Raw genomic sequence first — 16,829 nt, 5'->3', positions numbered from 1 at the left:
CAGAACAGCCGGGCCGGAATCTCTCCCCCCGACCCCACGGTCCGGCTGTTCTTCTTTTCCTTACTGGTTTTCAAAGACCAGACGTTGAATACCAAGAAACGTAGCGGTGTCGATCTTTGCTAGCGGACCTTGCCAGGTGCCGGCTTCTGCGGGCGAGGGTGCGTTCCAGTCGATTTCAGGAATCTCAGGCAAATTCTCTGCGCCGGGCCACCTATTGCCGCCGAAAAGATCTTCCCGGTAATCGGCAAGCGTGCCAAGCGATCCGGCAGATCCTTCTTCAACTTGCAACCGGGTGCCGTATTTACGGCGTAACTCCAACTCAATCCGATTTTCGACATATTTTGTCAGGTCATCACCGCTCAGTCCCTGATTTTCGGCTTCGTTTTTGGCTATTCTGTATTCAAAGCCATAATTCATACCGTTTGAGACGTTGATATTATCCTCGCCAAAAACCGCAACCAGTTGACCATCAAGGTAATAGGCCTTGGTAACATCGGTATTGGCATTCTCATCCAGCCATTGGTTTAGCTGGTTCTCGCCCTTGCTGCGGATGGCATTGAAATCGGCCCTGCGTTCGTCCCAAAGGGCCTTCCATTCGTCGACAGAATATTTGTCGCTATATTCGCCCGTCTGTGAATTGATCGGACGCGGGAGCGTAAGCAACTGGGTGCCGACGAGAGTCATTTTCCCCTGAATATTGACCATTGATTACCTCGCTGTATCATTGTTATGCGGGAGAGTAAGCAATATTAATGCCACCTATGCGTGCTGTTGAATTTACCAATAGATATCAATCAGATCGCGTATGTGAAGCGGGTCATAGGAGCATGAAACAGGGAAATATTTACCTATTTCATAAGGTTAGAGAGCAGTAACTGCCGATAGAAAAGGGCATCAGAGAAACAGTTGCCGGGTGGCACCAGTACATAATTACCCGGTGCTTGCCATGCCCGAACTTCTGCCTATCTTTGATCCGGATTATTTGTTGGAGGATCGCGTAGCCATGAATTACGTGCGTACAGGTTTGCTGCTTGCCGGGTTGACGGCGCTGTTTGGTGTTGTCGGCATGATGATTGGCGGTCAGCAAGGCATGATCATTGCGTTGCTGATTGCAGGCGGGATGAATGTCTTTGCGTATTGGAATTCCGACGCCATGCTGTTGCGGATGCGCGGGGCGCAACAGGTTGATGCGCGCACTGCCCCGGAACTGGTGGCAATGGTCCGGCAATTGTCGGAACGCGCCGGATTGCCGATGCCAAAGGTCTATGTCATCGAAAACCCGCAACCCAATGCCTTTGCCACCGGGCGCAATCCCGAAAATGCCGCCGTGGCCGCGACTACCGGCCTTTTGAAATTGTTAAACCCCAATGAGATTGCCGGGGTGATGGCCCACGAACTGGCCCACATCAAAAACCGCGATACTCTGATCATGACGGTGACGGCGACCATCGCCGGTGCAATTTCGGCATTGGCGAATTTTGCGATGTTTGCTTCGATGTTTGGCGGCGGGCGCAACAACAACAATCCGCTGGGCGGGATCGGCATGCTTTTGATGGCGATTCTGGCCCCGTTGGGGGCGGCATTGGTGCAGATGGCGATTTCGCGCACCCGCGAATATGACGCCGATAAAATGGGGGCGGAAATTTGTGGACAGCCCTTATGGCTGGCCAGTGCGCTGGCGCGGCTGGATCAGGGAGTACATGCCATTCCCAATATGGATGCCGAACGCAATCCGGCGACCGCGCATATGTATATCGCCAATCCGTTATCGGGCAAAGGCGTGGACAGCTTGTTTTCCACCCATCCGGCGATGGAAAACCGTATTGCACGGTTAAAGGCGATGGCCGGATCCGGCAATATGCCAAATGCATCCTCTCCGACCCGGATGTCTTCGCCTTCGTCAAAACCCGCCACTGCCCGCCGCCGGTCACGCCCTTGGGGCTAAAACGGCTTTATCCTGTATAGGCCATGGGTATAGGCCGCTTATGCGTGTGTGGTGATTGACGGGATGGTGCCACCTGTCGATACTCGATTCCTGCCGTAATCACGTCAGATTCCAGATAAATATCGCAGGAGCAAGACTGGCATGGCCGGTTTATGGTCGGTACTGACCCAGGTGGTCCTGTCGTTATTTGGCGATACGACTGCGTCCGGGACACGGGGCGCCACCACACCGGGCCCTGACGATGAGGGCAACGGGCGTTTGCGCGCCATGATCGCGGCCTTTGTCGGCGATGACAGCCAGTTGGCCGGATGGCTGTCCGACCGTTTGAACAGCCATCAGCAATATGATCTGGTGATCGGTGCGCAAGGTTTTGCCCCCGCAGAGGGGGCCGATCCGGTACAGGCATGGCGCGAGGCACATTTTCAGGCGCTGAATGCTGCGGCACGTCAAGATGCCGACGCCATTTTATGGGGTGATATTGACCCGGCTGGCAAGGCCATTCATCTGCGTTTTTCCAACAAGGCAACCGTTGCGCCGGGCAATGATTTGCTGGTGCCGCTGGTGCATGTTTTCAAACCATCCCCGACGGCGGCCTTGCCACAGGCGGCGCGTATTTTGTTGGCGACGGAAAAACTGCGCAGGACGGTGGGCGGGGCGGAACGTCGCCTTCAAATGACGCGCCTTCAGGCGGAAATGCAAACAATTGGCGAGAAGATTGCCGCCGGAGACAATCCGGCCGGTTTCGAAGCCGGGCTGGCGACGGTTTTTGCCTTTGCCGCCTTTGTTCTGGCCGAAACCGGCGACCGGTCCGCCTGCCCGGCAGCCTTGAAAATGATCGAACCCCTGACAATGCCCTTTATGCCATCGGCGAGTGGCAAGCCGGTGACGGTGGTGGCGACCACATCCCTGTCTGTGGCCGACACGGCGTTGCTTGCACTGTATGGCGGGCTTTTGAACTGGTCGATGATCAGCGATGTCAGTGACCGTTCCGGCAAGATGGCGATGGAGGTCTGGCAGATTCTGGTGCGCCATTTTGAATTTCTGCCTGGTGCGACAACTGCACAGGCCCTGTGTCACAGCAATCTGGGCGAGGCTTCTATTGCCTGCGGAAAAACCAGTGGCGATGGCGATCTGATCACGGCGGGAATGGCCAGTTATCGCCGGGCGATTGGCCTGATCAATCCGAAAACCCAGCCGGGTATCTATGCTCGTGCGGCGTATGGTCTGGGCGAGGCACTGGTGGCGCATAGCGACATTGAACAGGTCGATGCAACCCGCGATCAGGCGATCCCGATTTTTCAGGCGGCGTTGAAAGTCTGCCCGAAACGCGATTATCCCTATTTGTGGGGGCGGGCGGTTTTTGCGTTGGCAACGGTGCAAAGCCACAAGGGACGCGGGGCGCAACAGGATGCCTCCCTTTTACAATCGGCGCGCAACAATTTCATTCAGGCGCAATACAGTTTTGAAGAAGCCGGGGCGCTGGGGGCGGCACGGGCCGCCCATGGCGGTTATTTGCGGATGGAAACCCTGATCGATCAGGCGGGTAAGCGCAAGGCGGTGGTGGCGGCAACCGGCGGATAGTTCTTGCGTGTTCGGCGGGATGATCTGCCCCCAAAGAAAAAACCCGCAAGCAATGAACTGATGCCTGCGGGGTTTGTCGTTTGTCGGTACAGCGCGGTTATTCGCGGTTGCCGAAGAAATGCAGCAGCATGATAAACAGGTTGATGAAATCAAGATACAGCTGCAAGGCACCAAAGATGGCTTTTTTGCCCGCAACAGCCTGATCATCATGGACAAAGTAGCTTTCCTTGATCCGTTGGGTGTCATAGGCGGTCAGGCCGGTAAAGATCAGAACGCCCGCTGCCGAAATCACAAATTGCAGCATGCCACTTCCGAGGAAGATGTTGACGACGCTGGCAAGGATGATACCGATCAGGCCCATGAACAAAAAGCTGCCCCAACCCGACAGGTCCTTTTTGGTGGTGTAACCATAAAGGCTCATCGCGCCAAAGGTCGAGGCGGCGATGAAGAAGGTGCGGGCGATGCTTTCGCCGGTATAGACAAGGAAAATCGACGACAGCGACAGACCCATAAGAGCGGCATAAATCCAGAAGGTGGTCTGGGCTGCGCCGAAGCTCATTTTGTGGATGCGCATGCTGAGAAACAGCACCAGCCCGATCGGGGCCAGCATGACAACAAAGCCAAGACCACTGCCAAAAATGGCAGACATCAGGGCGTCGTTGGTTGACACAACCATCGCCACGATACCGGTCAGGGCAAGTGCCGACGCCATGTAGTTATAAACACTCAGCATATAGGCGCGAAGGCCAGCATCGACCTCGGCTGCCGACCGGCCAACCGAGACGTCATAGCCACGTTGACGTGTTTCAAAAGCCATTGAAATCCCTCATTTCATCTATTTCGGTGCAGAATCAAACATACAATTCTGCGATGTTCGAAATATGGCATAATCTCACTGAAATGCAATGTCTGGCCGGATTTGTCGGCAAGATGTCATGTAAATATGTGATCCTGTTCACATTTCACGAGATCAAAGACTTTCCCGTCTGAAATTGTTACAATAAAGGGGTCGGACAACAGGAATGCAAAGCCATTCTGCGATGAAGACAGTCACCGGAAAAATGTCTGAAGATCAAGATGTCGCCGCCTTGTGTGCGTGGCGCAGCATTTTTCTGGCGGCGGTTTTTTGTGTTGCAGGTCCGATGCTGTTTGCGCGGGCGGATGGAATTTCGTCAGGCATGACCAACCCGGATGATTTTTGCGTTACCCCCGGTATCACGACGCCCTGTGGCGACATGCCGGTCGATATTCCCGAATTCGATGCCAGTTTCATCTATCGCTTTATCGCTTTGCAGGCACAGCATCCTTTTGACCGTTTTGCCTGGCGGGCTTTTATGGCGGTGAACTGGCCGCTGGACCAGAATCGTGCGGTTTTACCCGATGGATATCGCAACCCCGCTGCCGGGGGCGCGCGCTGGCGCGGCTTTACCCCGGCAGAAGATGTGGTATCGCCCGGAATACAGGCTGATGAAATTTGCGGCAGGACATCGGGGGGCGATGATCTGGTGCTGCGGCAATTCCATCAGGTGTCCGGCGATGTTCTGGTTGATCAGGCGGGCAATTATGTTTTGTATCAGACCCGCATGAATGCGGCGGCCCGCAATTACATTGAGGAAAACCATTTAACCACGGTGGCCGGGCGGACCGCCTTTGCCCAAAGTGGCAATGCCATCGCCTTTCCGGTCGCAACATCATCTCCAGCGGGGGTGACGCCCGGTGCAATGATTTTGAAATTTGCGTGGCGGGTTTTGCCCGATGGCACAAATACCGCCGGTTTTTATACCCAACCGGCGCGGATTGCCGTTGCGGCGGCGGATGCGCTGGACGGGCAGGCCGCCTGTCATGATGTGACCGTCGGTCTGGTCGGGCTGCATATTGTGCAACGAATACAAAGCGGCAATGGTGATCGCTGGATCTGGGCGACCTTTGAACATAATGACAATGTGCCGCTGGCCGCGAATGCGCGGGAGGTCAACAACATCATTCCCAAAAACCTGTTTCCGGATGGCTGCCGCATTCCGGCATCGGGGGACGATGAATCCTATCATTTTTGGGGTTCGGAGTCGGCGACATCCGGGACGTCTTTTGGACGGGCGGCCTTGTGGGGCCCGGCTCCGCCTTTTGCACGGGATCAGGCCGGAAATACCGTGCCGCCTGCGGGGATTGTACGATGCTGGCAGCTTTTTGATGGAACGCTTGAAACCAATCGCCACTGGCAGCAGGCCTTGGCCGGAACCGTATGGCAGAATTATTTTCTGGTTGGCACCCAATGGGTTGGCAATGGTGGTGGCGAGCCGTTCGGGGTGGGTGAAGTCCCCCGGTTTCTCAGCAATACCGCCCTTGAAAGTTTCATTCAGGATCAGCCGCAAGGATCGTGCCTTGGTTGTCATAGTGCTGCGCAAAGCGATGCAGGGCAGAAATCCGATTTCACATTTTTGTTGTCACCCTCGCGTTAGGCAAAAACTTTGAATCATGTCAGGCAGGATGCTTGCCCTGTGGGCGCCCGGTGATTAGCATGTGATCCGACAGATTATGGTGCGCAGGGGAAAACCAAAAAAAAGCGCGGTCTGTTCAGGGAGGTATCATGCTGCCGGTGCGTGCGGATTACGAGGCGGTGTGTTCGGATTTTGTCTGGGACATACCGGTACATTTCAATATTGGTGTCGATGTGTGCGACAAATGGGCCGATGATCCGGATCGTCTGGCCCTGATTTATCGCCGTCGCGACGGATCGCGCCGCGATTACAGCTTTGCCCAGATCAAACGTCTGTCCAACCGGTTTGCCAATGTGATGGCGCGTCATGGCATTCGCCGGGGCGACCGGGTCGGGATTTTGTTGCCGCAATCACCCGAAACCGCGATTGCCCATGTCGCAACCTACAAAATGGGTGCGGTGGCGGTGCCGTTATTTACCCTGTTCGGGGTGGAGGCGCTGGAATACCGGCTGGGCAATTGTGCGGCCAAGGCGTTGGTGACCGATATGGAGGGGGCGCGCAAAATTGCCGAAATCCGCGATCTGTTGCCTGCCCTGGAATATGTCTATGTGGTGGATGGCAAGCCGGATCGTTGTTTCGATTTCAAATCATTATCGGCCGAGGCCAGTGACCATTTCGATCCGGTCCATACCCGCGCCGATGAACCGGCCCTGATCATTTACACATCGGGTACCACCGGACAGCCCAAAGGGGCCCTGCATGCCCATCGGGTATTGTTGGGGCATTTGCCCGGTGTTGAAATGTCCCATGATTTTTTCCCGCAGGATGGTGATGTGATCTGGACCCCGGCCGACTGGGCGTGGATTGGCGGGTTGCTGGATGTTTTGTTGCCAGCCTGGCATCACGGGGTGCCGGTGGTCGCGCACCGGTTTGAAAAATTTGATGCGCAGGCGGCCTTTGGTCTGATGGCGGAATACGGGGTGCGCAATGCCTTTTTGCCGCCGACTGCTCTTAAAATGATGCGGGCGGCTGGGGATGAAAGTGCTGCCGGTTACACTTTAAACCTGCGGTCGGTTGCCAGTGGCGGCGAAACTCTGGGCACCGAACTGATGGAATGGGGTCGACGGGTTCTGGGGGTGACCATCAATGAATTTTACGGCCAGACCGAATGCAACATGGTGGTCAGTTCCTGTTCTGTGATGATGGACCCCAAACCGGGGATCATGGGCCGGGCGGTGCCGGGTCACCGGGTGGCAGTCATTGATGGCGATGGATACGAAGTATCGCAAGGTCAGATGGGGCGTATCGGGGTGCGGGTTCCCGACCCGGTGATGTTTCTGGAATATTGGCGCAATCCGGCGGCAACGCAGGCCAAATTCGTCAATGGTTGGCTTCTGACCGGCGATATGGGCGAAATGGACGAGGAAGGTTATATCCGTTTTGTCGGGCGCGACGATGATCTGATCAGTTCGGCCGGATACCGCATCGGACCGGGCGAAATCGAAGATTGTCTGATCGGCCATCCGGCCGTTCGGATGGCCGGTGTGATTGGCAAACCTGATCCGGTGCGCGGCCAGATCATCAAGGCGTTTATCGTGTTGGGGGATGGGGTCAAACCGGGACCGGGTCTTGCCGATGATATTCGCGATTTTGTCAAAACCCGACTGGCCGCGCATGAATATCCGCGCGAAATCGCCTTTGTTGATCATTTGCCGATGACGACAACCGGCAAAGTGATCCGCCGCGACTTGCGCGATATGGCATAAACAACACCGGCCCGGATATCAAAATATCCGGGCCGGTAAAATCGTTACGCAACGGGTTTGATTATTCGTTGCGCAAGATCGGGGCGGCGGGGCTGCGCAGGGCATGCCATGTGCCGACAAACCCGGCACTAAGGGTCGCCAGCAAACCAATGGCAATCGGCCACAAAACGGTCGATGGCAACAAAGTCCAGGGGGCACCCATGACTTGCGTCAGAACCGCCCATGCTGCCACACTGCCAAACACAGCGGCGATGACCCCGGTTGCAAGACCCAAAATCCCGTATTCCAGCGCATAGGCATACAGAATATTGCCGCGTGTCGCGCCCAGTGTTTTCAGGACGACCGCATCATAAATGCGTTTGCGCCGCCCGGCGGCGACCGCCCCGGCCAGCACCAGAATCCCTGCGACAATCGCAATCGATCCGGTGGCGTTCAGGGCAACGCCAATTCCCGCCAGCATGGTATTGGCAGCCTCCAGTGCCTCGCGCACCCGTATGGTCGAGACATTGGGGAAATCCCGCCCGACCATCGCATCGACCGGTTCTTCCATTTGTGGCGGCATATGGGCGGTGGCGATCAGGCTGTAGGGGGCCTTGTCGATCAGGCCCGGTGAAAATACCATGGCGAAATTCATCCGCAGGCTGGACCAGTCCACCTCGCGCAGATTGGCAATTTCAGCGGTGATGTCACGGCCCAGAATATTAACTGTGACGGTATCACCCGGTTGCAGGTCAAAACTGGCACCGATATCGGCGGTCAGGGACACCAGCGGTTTTTCTGCGTCATTATAATCGGCAGGCCACCAGTTCCCGGCGATCAGGGTGGTTTCATCGGGTGGGGTGGCGGCAAATGTCAGGCCACGATCCCCGCGCAGAAACCAGCGATCATCACCGGGCGGCACATCATCGGCACTAATGCCGTCAATCGCGGTGACCCGCCCGCGCAACATCGGGGTTTGTTCGATCTGCGAAACGGATTGTGTGGTGGTCAGCCGGTTGCGAAAATCTTCTATCTGATCGGGGCGGATATCCAGGAAAAAGAACGACGGCGCACTTTGCGGCAGGCGTTCGGTGATTTCATTATTTAGATTGCCGCCAATACCGGAAATCGTCACCAGCAGGGTCAGGCCCAGACCAAGCGACAACGCCACAGGTGCTGTTGCCGCGCCGGGGCGATGCAGATTGGCCAGTGCCAGACGGGTAAAAGCCCGCCGCCCCGGTGTCAGTCGTTTCGAGAACGACATAATGGCCTGGCCCGCCCAGATAAAGACAATGATTGCGGCAATCGACCCGCCGATAAAGGCAAGGGCAATGGTTTGATCGGTTGCCGTCAGGACAGTCAGAAGCAACAACAAAACCAGCGGAATGCCAATCATCGGCAAGTCCCGTTTGCGGACGACGGCTCCATTCAGGCCCGCACTCGCGCGAAACAGCCGCGCTGCCGGAATCTCACGGGCCCGCAACAGCGATGGCAGGGCAAAAACCAGCGTGGTCAGAATGCCAAAGGCAGAGGCCGTCAAAAGCGTCGGGATGGCCGGTCCGGCACTGACGGCAATTGGCAGTTTGGCCGCCAGCAACGGGGCAACCAGCAACGGCGTGATCCCGCCAATCACCAGACCAATGGCAATCCCGACAAGGGCCAGAACCATGATTTGCAACAGATAAATCCGCAAAACCAGACCGTGTGAGCCGCCAATGGATTTCAGGGTGGCGATGACGGTTGTTTTGCTTTCGATATGGCTGCGCACCGCATTGGCAACCCCAATGCCCCCAACCAGCAGGGCCGACAGGCCAACAAGGGTCAGAAACAGGGTCAGGCGTTCAACAAACCGGCGCAGGCCGGGCGCGGCATTGCCGGTATCGCGAATACGCCATCCAGCGTCTTCAAAACGGTTATCAAGGCGTTCCCGGAACATTTCCGGGGTTTCTGCGTCTGCCAGATCAAGGGTGTAATGATATTGGACCAGACTGCCGGGCTGAATCAGGCCGGTATCGGCAAGGGCGGGCAGGGCGATCATCAAACGTGGGCCGAAACTGAAAAAATCGGCAACCTGATCAGGTTCGCGGGTGATGATACCGCGAATTTGAATGTCGATATCGCCCAGTTTGACAGTATCGCCGACCGTGATATTCAAACGTTCCAGCAATCCGGGACCGGCAACTGCCCCCCAAATGCCATCCTGTTGATTTAAAATACCGTCAAATGATATGCCGTCTTGCAATTCCATCGCGCCAAACAGCGGATAGGCATCGTCAATTGCCTTAAGTTCGACAAGGCGGCGTTGACCCGGGCCATAAACGGTGGCGCGCACGGTGGCATTGATGCTGAGACGGTCGGTATTGTCGTTTAACCAGTCGCGTTGTTCCGGCGTTGCCTCGATATGGGTCAGGCGCAATTCGACATCGCCGCCCAAAAGGGCGCGACCATCGCGTTCCAGCGCGCTCATCACCGATTGCGACACATTGCCCACGGCCGAAATCGCGCCGACGCCCAGCGCCAGACAGGCCAGAAAAATCCAGAATCCGCCAAAACCGCTGCGTAATTCCCGGCGGCAGACCCGCCAGGCAATCGCCCATAAATCGGGTTCGGTGCTGTTGGTTGGGGTGTTCATGCGGCTGATTCCTCATGCGTAACGATTTCCCCGTCGCGCAGCATGATCGACCGGTCGCACCGGGCCGCCAGTTCAGGATCATGGGTAATCAGCAACAGGGTTGATCCCTTGCTGCGTGCCAGATTAAACAACAATTCAATAATCGTTTCGCCTGTGGCGCCATCCAGATTGCCGGTCGGCTCATCAGCCAGCAGCAATTGCGGATCGGTTGCCAGCGCACGGGCCAGCGCAACACGCTGTTGTTCGCCGCCGCTCAATTGTCCCGGATAATGGCCAATGCGATGACCAAGGCCGACTGCCTTTAATTCTTCTTCGGCGCGGGCAAAGGCATCCTTGCGTCCGGCAAATTCCATCGGCAGGGCGACATTTTCCAGCGCACTCATGGTCGGCACCAGATGAAAATCCTGAAAGACAATGCCGACATGATGGCGGCGATACAGCGCCAGCCCGTCTTCATCAAGGGCGCGCAAATCATTGCCGCATACCTCGATTGTGCCGTGCTGGGCCTGTTCCAGACCGGCAATCACCATCAAAAGCGATGTTTTGCCAGACCCGGACGGGCCGACCAGACTGACTCTTTCGCCCGCATTGACCTGAATGTTGACCCCCTTGAGGATATCAACGATCCCTGCCGGTCCCTTGAGGCTCAGTTTCAGGTCCCGAACATCAATGGTCCGGGTCGGGGTCGCGCCAGATTGCGGGGTCGGATTGGTTTCGGGGTCACGCATAAGTCATTCCTGTGCCGGTTACGCCATTGCGGTTACGATGAAATCACATAAATATCTGTACGGTATTCCATGCAGATGGTTCAGAACTTGATCATCCTGCTTTGTGCAGTGCAAGAGGAAGTCGATGAATAATCGCAGAAATGTGTCACCGATACGATCACGGCAAGGCCTGGCTGTTAACAAGATCACTGTTATGACGTCGGGGTCGCGATTTTTATCGTCCTTTATCGCCATGCTGGCTCTTGTGGGGCTGCTTGCCGGTGCGAACCGCCCGGTGCAGGCGGCCGGGGAACCGGCAAAAATTCTGTTGTTTGGCGACAGTCTGATTGCCGGTTATGGCTTGCCGCACGATGAAGGCTTTGCCCCGCAACTTCAGGCTGCCCTTGCCGCCGCCGGTCATGATGTGACGGTAATCAACAGCGGTGTTTCGGGCGATACCAGCGCGGCAGGATTGGCGCGGCTGGAATGGGCCTTGGCCGATGCGCCCGATCTGGTGGTGGTAGAACTGGGGGCCAATGATGCGTTGCGCGGTGTTGAACCGGCACAAACCCGTGCCAATCTGGACCGTATCATCGGGACCCTGAAAGAACGCAATGTGACGGTTTTGCTGGCGGGCATGATGGCGCCGCCCAATATGGGCCGCGAATATGGCGCAGAATTCAACGCGATCTATCCGGAACTGGCGCAACAGCATGATGTGCCGCTTTATCCGTTTTTTCTGGACGGGGTGGCTGCCGATCGGGCGTTAAATCAGGATGACGGTATGCACCCCAATGCCGGCGGGGTGGCGGTGATCATTGAAAAAATGCTGCCAACTTTGATCGGGGTTCTTGAAACCACGTCCTGAGTGGTTGTTTACGATCGTGACACTGCCGAAGGTCGCTACAAGGCGACCTTCCTTGCATTTGGGGGAAATTGCATTGTCCGGCAAAGGTTTATCCGGGCGGAATTTTGAAAAAGTTCGGGTGCAAATCACTAAAAAACTACATATGTAGATAAAAATAAAACCGAAATCGAAACGAAGCGTGATTGGCAAGTGGTGTTTCTTTTTAAGGGTGTCACTTTTTAATAAAATCATTTTATTACAATATGATACGTGTCATGCGGCAACTTATTCTTTGCAAGAATACATAATGATTATCTATTAAAAGTAGCAATAAATGGCCGTTTAGTGCCGTGTTAACACTCCATTTACTTTCGGCTGTGTTCCAAAACCGCATTGAACAACTGCATTTGTAGATAGTGGCGCGTATGACGTGTGGGCAGTGAGGATTAAATCGCTAAAAATTTCCCAAAATGCGGAAATTTGGAGTCATATCGAAACAAATTCGGCGGATATGCTTCCGATATGTCTAAAGGCAAGTGAAACTTCTGAAAATCATTTTAAAACAATAAGTTGATTGCAGTGGTCAGGCGGCGTTCAGGTTTTTTTGTCGGGATGTTCGGGAAAAAAGAAAGAAGGTGCTTGGAAAACATCGCCATCGTCGATTGGAGAGATAAAATATGCCTTTCTTTAAAGAAATTATTTAATAACAACTGGTTGTGTCCAGGATATTTCTCCTGGAGATTGAAAAAGAGCCGGGAAATCAGTCCGGATTGACTCGCAAGCGATTCATTTTTGCCTACAATCGCAGTTGCAGGGTAGTGGAAGGGTGGCTAGAGTAATCTTCTGCCCGGACGGGTGGGCTTTACGGTTCGGGATGGGGAAAACATGACGGTCAGTGCGGTAAAACAATCCTATACCATTCCCTGTGCCTCGGTTTTTCGCGATGCGGTGCTGGATCTGGCAGCACGGCGTGGGGTCAATGCAGCCGATCTGGCGCGTTCGGTCATGTTGATTGTGCCGCAATCCGTGATTGATACTTATGATGATCCCGGCGATCCCGGTATCCGGGATCGTGAAACCATAGTCCTGAAATCCGGCCCGGCCGAAGGACGGCCCTGGCGGCGCAAGCCACGCCTGCAATTGCGCCTGCCGCCGGGATATTCGGTGATAACCGTGCGCAAAGCCCTGAAAATGGCGCTGGATTTTGAAGGGGGGCAGGTGCAAATCCGTGTGGAACGTGCCGATATTCTGGCCGCCGAACAAAAAGCCCTGCAAGAAGCCCGTGACCTTAAAAGCCGCCCGCCCGAACCGCCGGTCGAACTTTTGCAATCGCGCGAGGAACTGGAAAGATTGCGCCAGATCGTTGACAATCTGTCATTCGATCCGCTGGATCGCGGGGTGACAACCTATAACGAAGCCCTGCATGTGATGGGATTTGCGCCCAGCGCCCGACCCGACATGAAAATGATCCGCACGAAATACCGCGTTCTCGCCGCCATCCATCATCCCGACAGCAATTACGGATCACATCAGCGCATGACACAGCTAAACGCCGCGATGGATTTGTTGCGCCGTCATATTTTGTAAACTGCGATACGGCTTGAGGCAAAGGCCCGGCAATGCTTAAGATGGTCCACAACGATCCGCAACGCCAAAAACCCGACATGACGGAATGGCAGTCAGGTTTGGTGCAGGACATCCGGGAGACTTCATGACGTCCAGAGATACAGAATTTTTATCGGCCCATGCCAGCGGTGAAAACTGGGCGGCGGTCGCATCCGAACTTGCCGATCGTTTGCAGGATATGCCGGTGCCGCCACACGCACTGGCTTTTTTATATGTGTCCGAACCGCTGGCCGATGATCTGGGCAGCATCCTGACTTTCTTGCGGTCCTGCCTTGGGCTGGAACATTGGGTCGGGGCATCCGGGGTCGGGGTGTGTGGATCGGGGCGGGCCTATTTCGGGGTGCCTGCGGCATCTGTGCTGATTGCACCGATGGCACGCGACCGGTTCCATATATTTGAGCCGCTCCAAAGCGAAGACGACATTGATGCCCCTGAAATGCGGGCGGCCATCGCCCGCTTGCAGCCGGTTTTCGGGCTGGTGCATTGTGATCCCGGTGCGGTTGGCGCGTTAAAAACCCTGCCGGAACTTGCCCGGATCGGATCGACCTATCTGGTGGGCGGTGTGGCATCGGGTGAACGGGTGGCACCGCAAATCGCCGACAAGGTAGTCGATAGCGGCCTTTCGGGGGTGTTGTTTGCATCCGACGTGGCGGTTCAGGTCGGGTTGAGCCAGGCTTGCACGCCCATCGGGCCGATCCACCGGATTACCGAAGGACGCGGCGGCATTATATCGATGATTGATGATCGACCAGCTTTGGAAGTCTTCCGTGAGGAACTGGAACGCGATGGCGGCGGGCAAGCGATTGCCACCGGGCGTTATCATGTCGCCTTTATGATTCCGGGGTCCGATACCGGCGATTTTGTGGTGCGCAACCTGATGGGGATCGATCCGCAAAACAATCTGATGGCGGTCAGCGGTGAATTTCGTCTGGGCGATACAATCCGCTTTGTCCGCCGCGATGCCGCCGCCGCCGAACAGGATTTGCGTCGCATGTTGGGGGATGTGCAACGCCGGTTGCCCGGCAAGCCACGCGGGGCGATTTATTGCAGTTGTGTGGCGCGGGGGCCGCATCTGTTTGGTACCGAAAACCGTGAAATGATGATCATCCGCGAAGAACTGGGCGATTTACCGCTGACCGGATTTTATGGCAATGGCGAGGTCTGCAACGACCGTTTCTATAATTATACCGGGGTTTTGACCCTGTTTGTCTGACACATCCGGGCGGGGTATTTGCATGAAATTACATAAAATATCGCCCCGGTAGTTTCATTGTCGCCGCATCGCGATATATTCAGACCAGTTCTAATTCAGCCCGCGTCGCAATGTGGGTAAAAAGGGGATTGTTGTATGGAATATCGTCGTTTGGGCCGCACCGACATCAATGTCAGTGTGATTTGTCTTGGCACCATGACATGGGGCCAGCAAAACACCGAGGCCGAAGCCTTTGAACAGCTTGATTACGCCACCGCGCATGAGGTCAATTTTATCGATACCGCCGAAATGTATCCGGTCCCGGCGATGGAAGAAACCTTTACCCGAACCGAAACCATCATCGGCAACTGGCTGGAAAAACGCGGGCGTCGCGATGATCTGGTGATTGCCAGCAAAATCGTTGGCCCGGCGGATCGTTTTGCCTATGTCCGGGGCGGGCCGCGTTTGACACGCGCCCAAATTTTTGAGGCCATTGACGGGTCGCTGAAACGTCTTAAAACCGATTATCTCGATCTGTATCAATTGCACTGGCCCGACCGCAACGCCAATTTCTTTGGCAAACTGGGATATCAGCACGAGACGGACGAGGATTTCACCCCGATTGAAGAAAGTCTTGCCGCTCTTGATGAAATTGTGAAGGCGGGCAAGGTGCGCCATGTTGGCCTGTCCAATGAAACGCCGTGGGGATTGATGAAATTCCTGGCGTGCGCGGAAAAGTCCGGTGGTCCGCGGGTTGTATCGGTTCAAAATCCGTATGGATTGCTGAACCGTACCTATGAAGTTGGCCTTGCGGAATGTTCGATCCGCGAGGATGCCGGGCTTCTGGCCTATTCGCCGCTGGGCGGCGGGGCGTTGTCGGGCAAATATCTGGGCGGGGCAAAACCGGAAGGCACACGGGTCACCAAATGGCCGCAATATTTCGGGCGGTATCTGACTGAAAATGGCGTCAAGGCGACCGAAGCCTATGTTAAACTGGCCCGCGATCACGGCTTGGACCCGGCACAAATGGCGCTGGCCTATGTCAATTCCCGCCCGTTCCTGACGGCCAATATCATCGGGGCAACCTCGATGGCGCAGCTTGAAAGCAATATCGGTTCGGCCAAAATCAAACTTGATGATGATGTTCTGGCCGGAATTGAATCGATTCAGACTTTGTGGCCCAACCCCTGCCCCTAAGGGTCGGGCGGGCGTTTAAGAAAAGGAGACGGCGCATGGTAACGATCCTGACAGGCAAGGAAACTGATCTTGGGAACATGACTGTGTGCCGTTTCATCCCGCATCGTGATGTGCGGGCAGTGGGGCCGTTTGTGTTTTTTGATCATATGGGCCCGGCGCGGTTTGCGGCTGGGGATGGCATTGATGTCGCCCCGCATCCCCATATCGGTCTTGCGACCGTGACTTATCTGTTTGACGGGGCGATCCTGCATCATGACAGTCTGGCCAATCATCTTGAAATCCGGCCGGGCGACCTTAACTGGATGAATGCCGGGCGTGGGATTGTACATTCCGAACGCGAAACACCCGAAGTCCGGCAATCGGATCATAGCCTGCATGGCTTGCAATTATGGGTCGCCCTGCCCGAAGATGCCGAGGACAGCGACCCGGATTTTTACCATATCCCCCGGGATGATTTGCCTCTGATTGACGAGGCAGGTCTTCATATGCGTCTGATTGCGGGTACGGCTTTTGGCAAAACCGCGCCGGTGCCGGTGAAATCAAAACTGTTTTATCTGGATGTGCATATGGATGAAGGGGCGCAATTGTTGCTGCCCGGCGAGAATCAGCAAGCCGCCCTTTATGTGATCGAAGGCCGACTGCGTGTTGATGGCATCCCTCATGATCCGTTTGCCTTTATCTATGTCGCGCCCGAAGAAATCCCCGATATCGTGGCGGAAACACCGTGCCGGGTGATGCTTCTGGGCGGGATGCCGCTTGGCCATCGTCATATCTGGTGGAATTTTGTCGCCAGCGACAAGGCCCGGATCGAGCAGGCCAAGGAAGACTGGTTGCGGGGTCGGTTTGACCCGGTGCCGGGCGAAGATGATGTGATCCCGCTACCCGGTCCGCGCTGAATATACCCAAAGACAAACAGGTGATG

General features: G+C 55.6%; 13 protein-coding genes. 9 read left to right on the top strand and 4 right to left on the bottom strand.

The genetic code is table 11. From position 1 onward, the window contains the following. Window positions 1-60: 60 nt before the first annotated feature. Window positions 61-705: a hypothetical protein gene (locus Q8O73_RS12975; RefSeq protein WP_305558588.1), complete on the bottom strand. Its 645-nt coding sequence runs from the start codon at window positions 703-705 to the stop codon at window positions 61-63. 298 nt (window positions 706-1,003) lie between these two features. Between Q8O73_RS12975 and htpX the strand changes: the two genes are divergently transcribed. Further along, the gene (gene htpX, locus Q8O73_RS12970; protein WP_305558587.1) at window positions 1,004-1,945 is read left to right on the top strand and encodes a zinc metalloprotease HtpX; all 942 of its coding nucleotides are present in this window, start codon (window positions 1,004-1,006) and stop codon (window positions 1,943-1,945) included. Window positions 1,946-2,086: 141 nt separating this feature from the next. Next, window positions 2,087-3,526 (top strand): hypothetical protein, encoded by a 1,440-nt coding sequence (locus Q8O73_RS12965; RefSeq protein ID WP_305558586.1) that lies wholly within the window; start codon window positions 2,087-2,089, stop codon window positions 3,524-3,526. 97 nt (window positions 3,527-3,623) lie between these two features. On the opposite strand, the gene Q8O73_RS12960 is transcribed toward Q8O73_RS12965, so the two are convergent. Further along, a complete protein-coding gene (locus Q8O73_RS12960) occupies window positions 3,624-4,343 on the bottom strand; it encodes a Bax inhibitor-1/YccA family protein (protein WP_305558585.1) in 720 nt (239 codons plus the stop codon). 244 nt (window positions 4,344-4,587) lie between these two features. Between Q8O73_RS12960 and Q8O73_RS12955 the strand changes: the two genes are divergently transcribed. Then, window positions 4,588-5,982: a hypothetical protein gene (locus Q8O73_RS12955; RefSeq protein WP_305558584.1), complete on the top strand. Its 1,395-nt coding sequence runs from the start codon at window positions 4,588-4,590 to the stop codon at window positions 5,980-5,982. Between the two features lie 128 nt (window positions 5,983-6,110). After that, complete coding sequence (locus Q8O73_RS12950) at window positions 6,111-7,727, top strand: acyl-CoA synthetase (RefSeq protein WP_305558583.1); 1,617 nt, start codon at window positions 6,111-6,113, stop codon at window positions 7,725-7,727. 61 nt (window positions 7,728-7,788) lie between these two features. Here the strand turns inward: Q8O73_RS12950 and Q8O73_RS12945 are convergent, their stop codons facing one another. Beyond that, window positions 7,789-10,338, bottom strand: coding sequence for an ABC transporter permease (locus Q8O73_RS12945; RefSeq protein ID WP_305558582.1), 2,550 nt, complete (start codon window positions 10,336-10,338; stop codon window positions 7,789-7,791). After that, window positions 10,335-11,066, bottom strand: a complete 732-nt coding sequence (locus Q8O73_RS12940; RefSeq protein WP_305558581.1) for an ABC transporter ATP-binding protein — start codon at window positions 11,064-11,066, stop codon at window positions 10,335-10,337. The genes Q8O73_RS12945 and Q8O73_RS12940 overlap by 4 nt, the downstream gene beginning before the upstream one ends. Before the next feature lie 193 nt (window positions 11,067-11,259). Here Q8O73_RS12940 and Q8O73_RS12935 point away from each other — a divergent pair, with 193 nt between their 5' ends. The 5 genes from Q8O73_RS12935 to Q8O73_RS12915 all read left to right on the top strand — a co-directional run bounded on the left by Q8O73_RS12935 (window position 11,260) and on the right by Q8O73_RS12915 (window position 16,803). After that, window positions 11,260-11,913 (top strand): arylesterase, encoded by a 654-nt coding sequence (locus tag Q8O73_RS12935; protein WP_305558580.1) that lies wholly within the window; start codon window positions 11,260-11,262, stop codon window positions 11,911-11,913. Between the two features lie 864 nt (window positions 11,914-12,777). Continuing rightward, complete coding sequence (locus Q8O73_RS12930; protein ID WP_305558579.1) at window positions 12,778-13,479, top strand: J domain-containing protein; 702 nt, start codon at window positions 12,778-12,780, stop codon at window positions 13,477-13,479. 124 nt (window positions 13,480-13,603) lie between these two features. Further along, window positions 13,604-14,731, top strand: coding sequence for an FIST C-terminal domain-containing protein (locus tag Q8O73_RS12925; protein ID WP_305558578.1), 1,128 nt, complete (start codon window positions 13,604-13,606; stop codon window positions 14,729-14,731). 135 nt (window positions 14,732-14,866) lie between these two features. After that, entirely contained in the window at window positions 14,867-15,907 is a 1,041-nt protein-coding gene (locus tag Q8O73_RS12920) for an NADP(H)-dependent aldo-keto reductase (protein ID WP_305558577.1), read from the top strand. Window positions 15,908-15,942: 35 nt separating this feature from the next. Continuing rightward, window positions 15,943-16,803, top strand: a complete 861-nt coding sequence (locus Q8O73_RS12915; protein WP_305558576.1) for a pirin family protein — start codon at window positions 15,943-15,945, stop codon at window positions 16,801-16,803. The last annotated feature ends 26 nt before the right edge of the window (window positions 16,804-16,829 follow it).

Source organism: Thalassospira sp. (genome assembly GCF_030690045.1).
In the GTDB taxonomy this organism is placed as follows: Bacteria; Pseudomonadota; Alphaproteobacteria; order Rhodospirillales; family Thalassospiraceae; genus Thalassospira.
The sequence above is the reverse complement of the archived record's forward strand: the minus strand, read 5'-3'. Positions and strand labels throughout refer to the sequence as shown.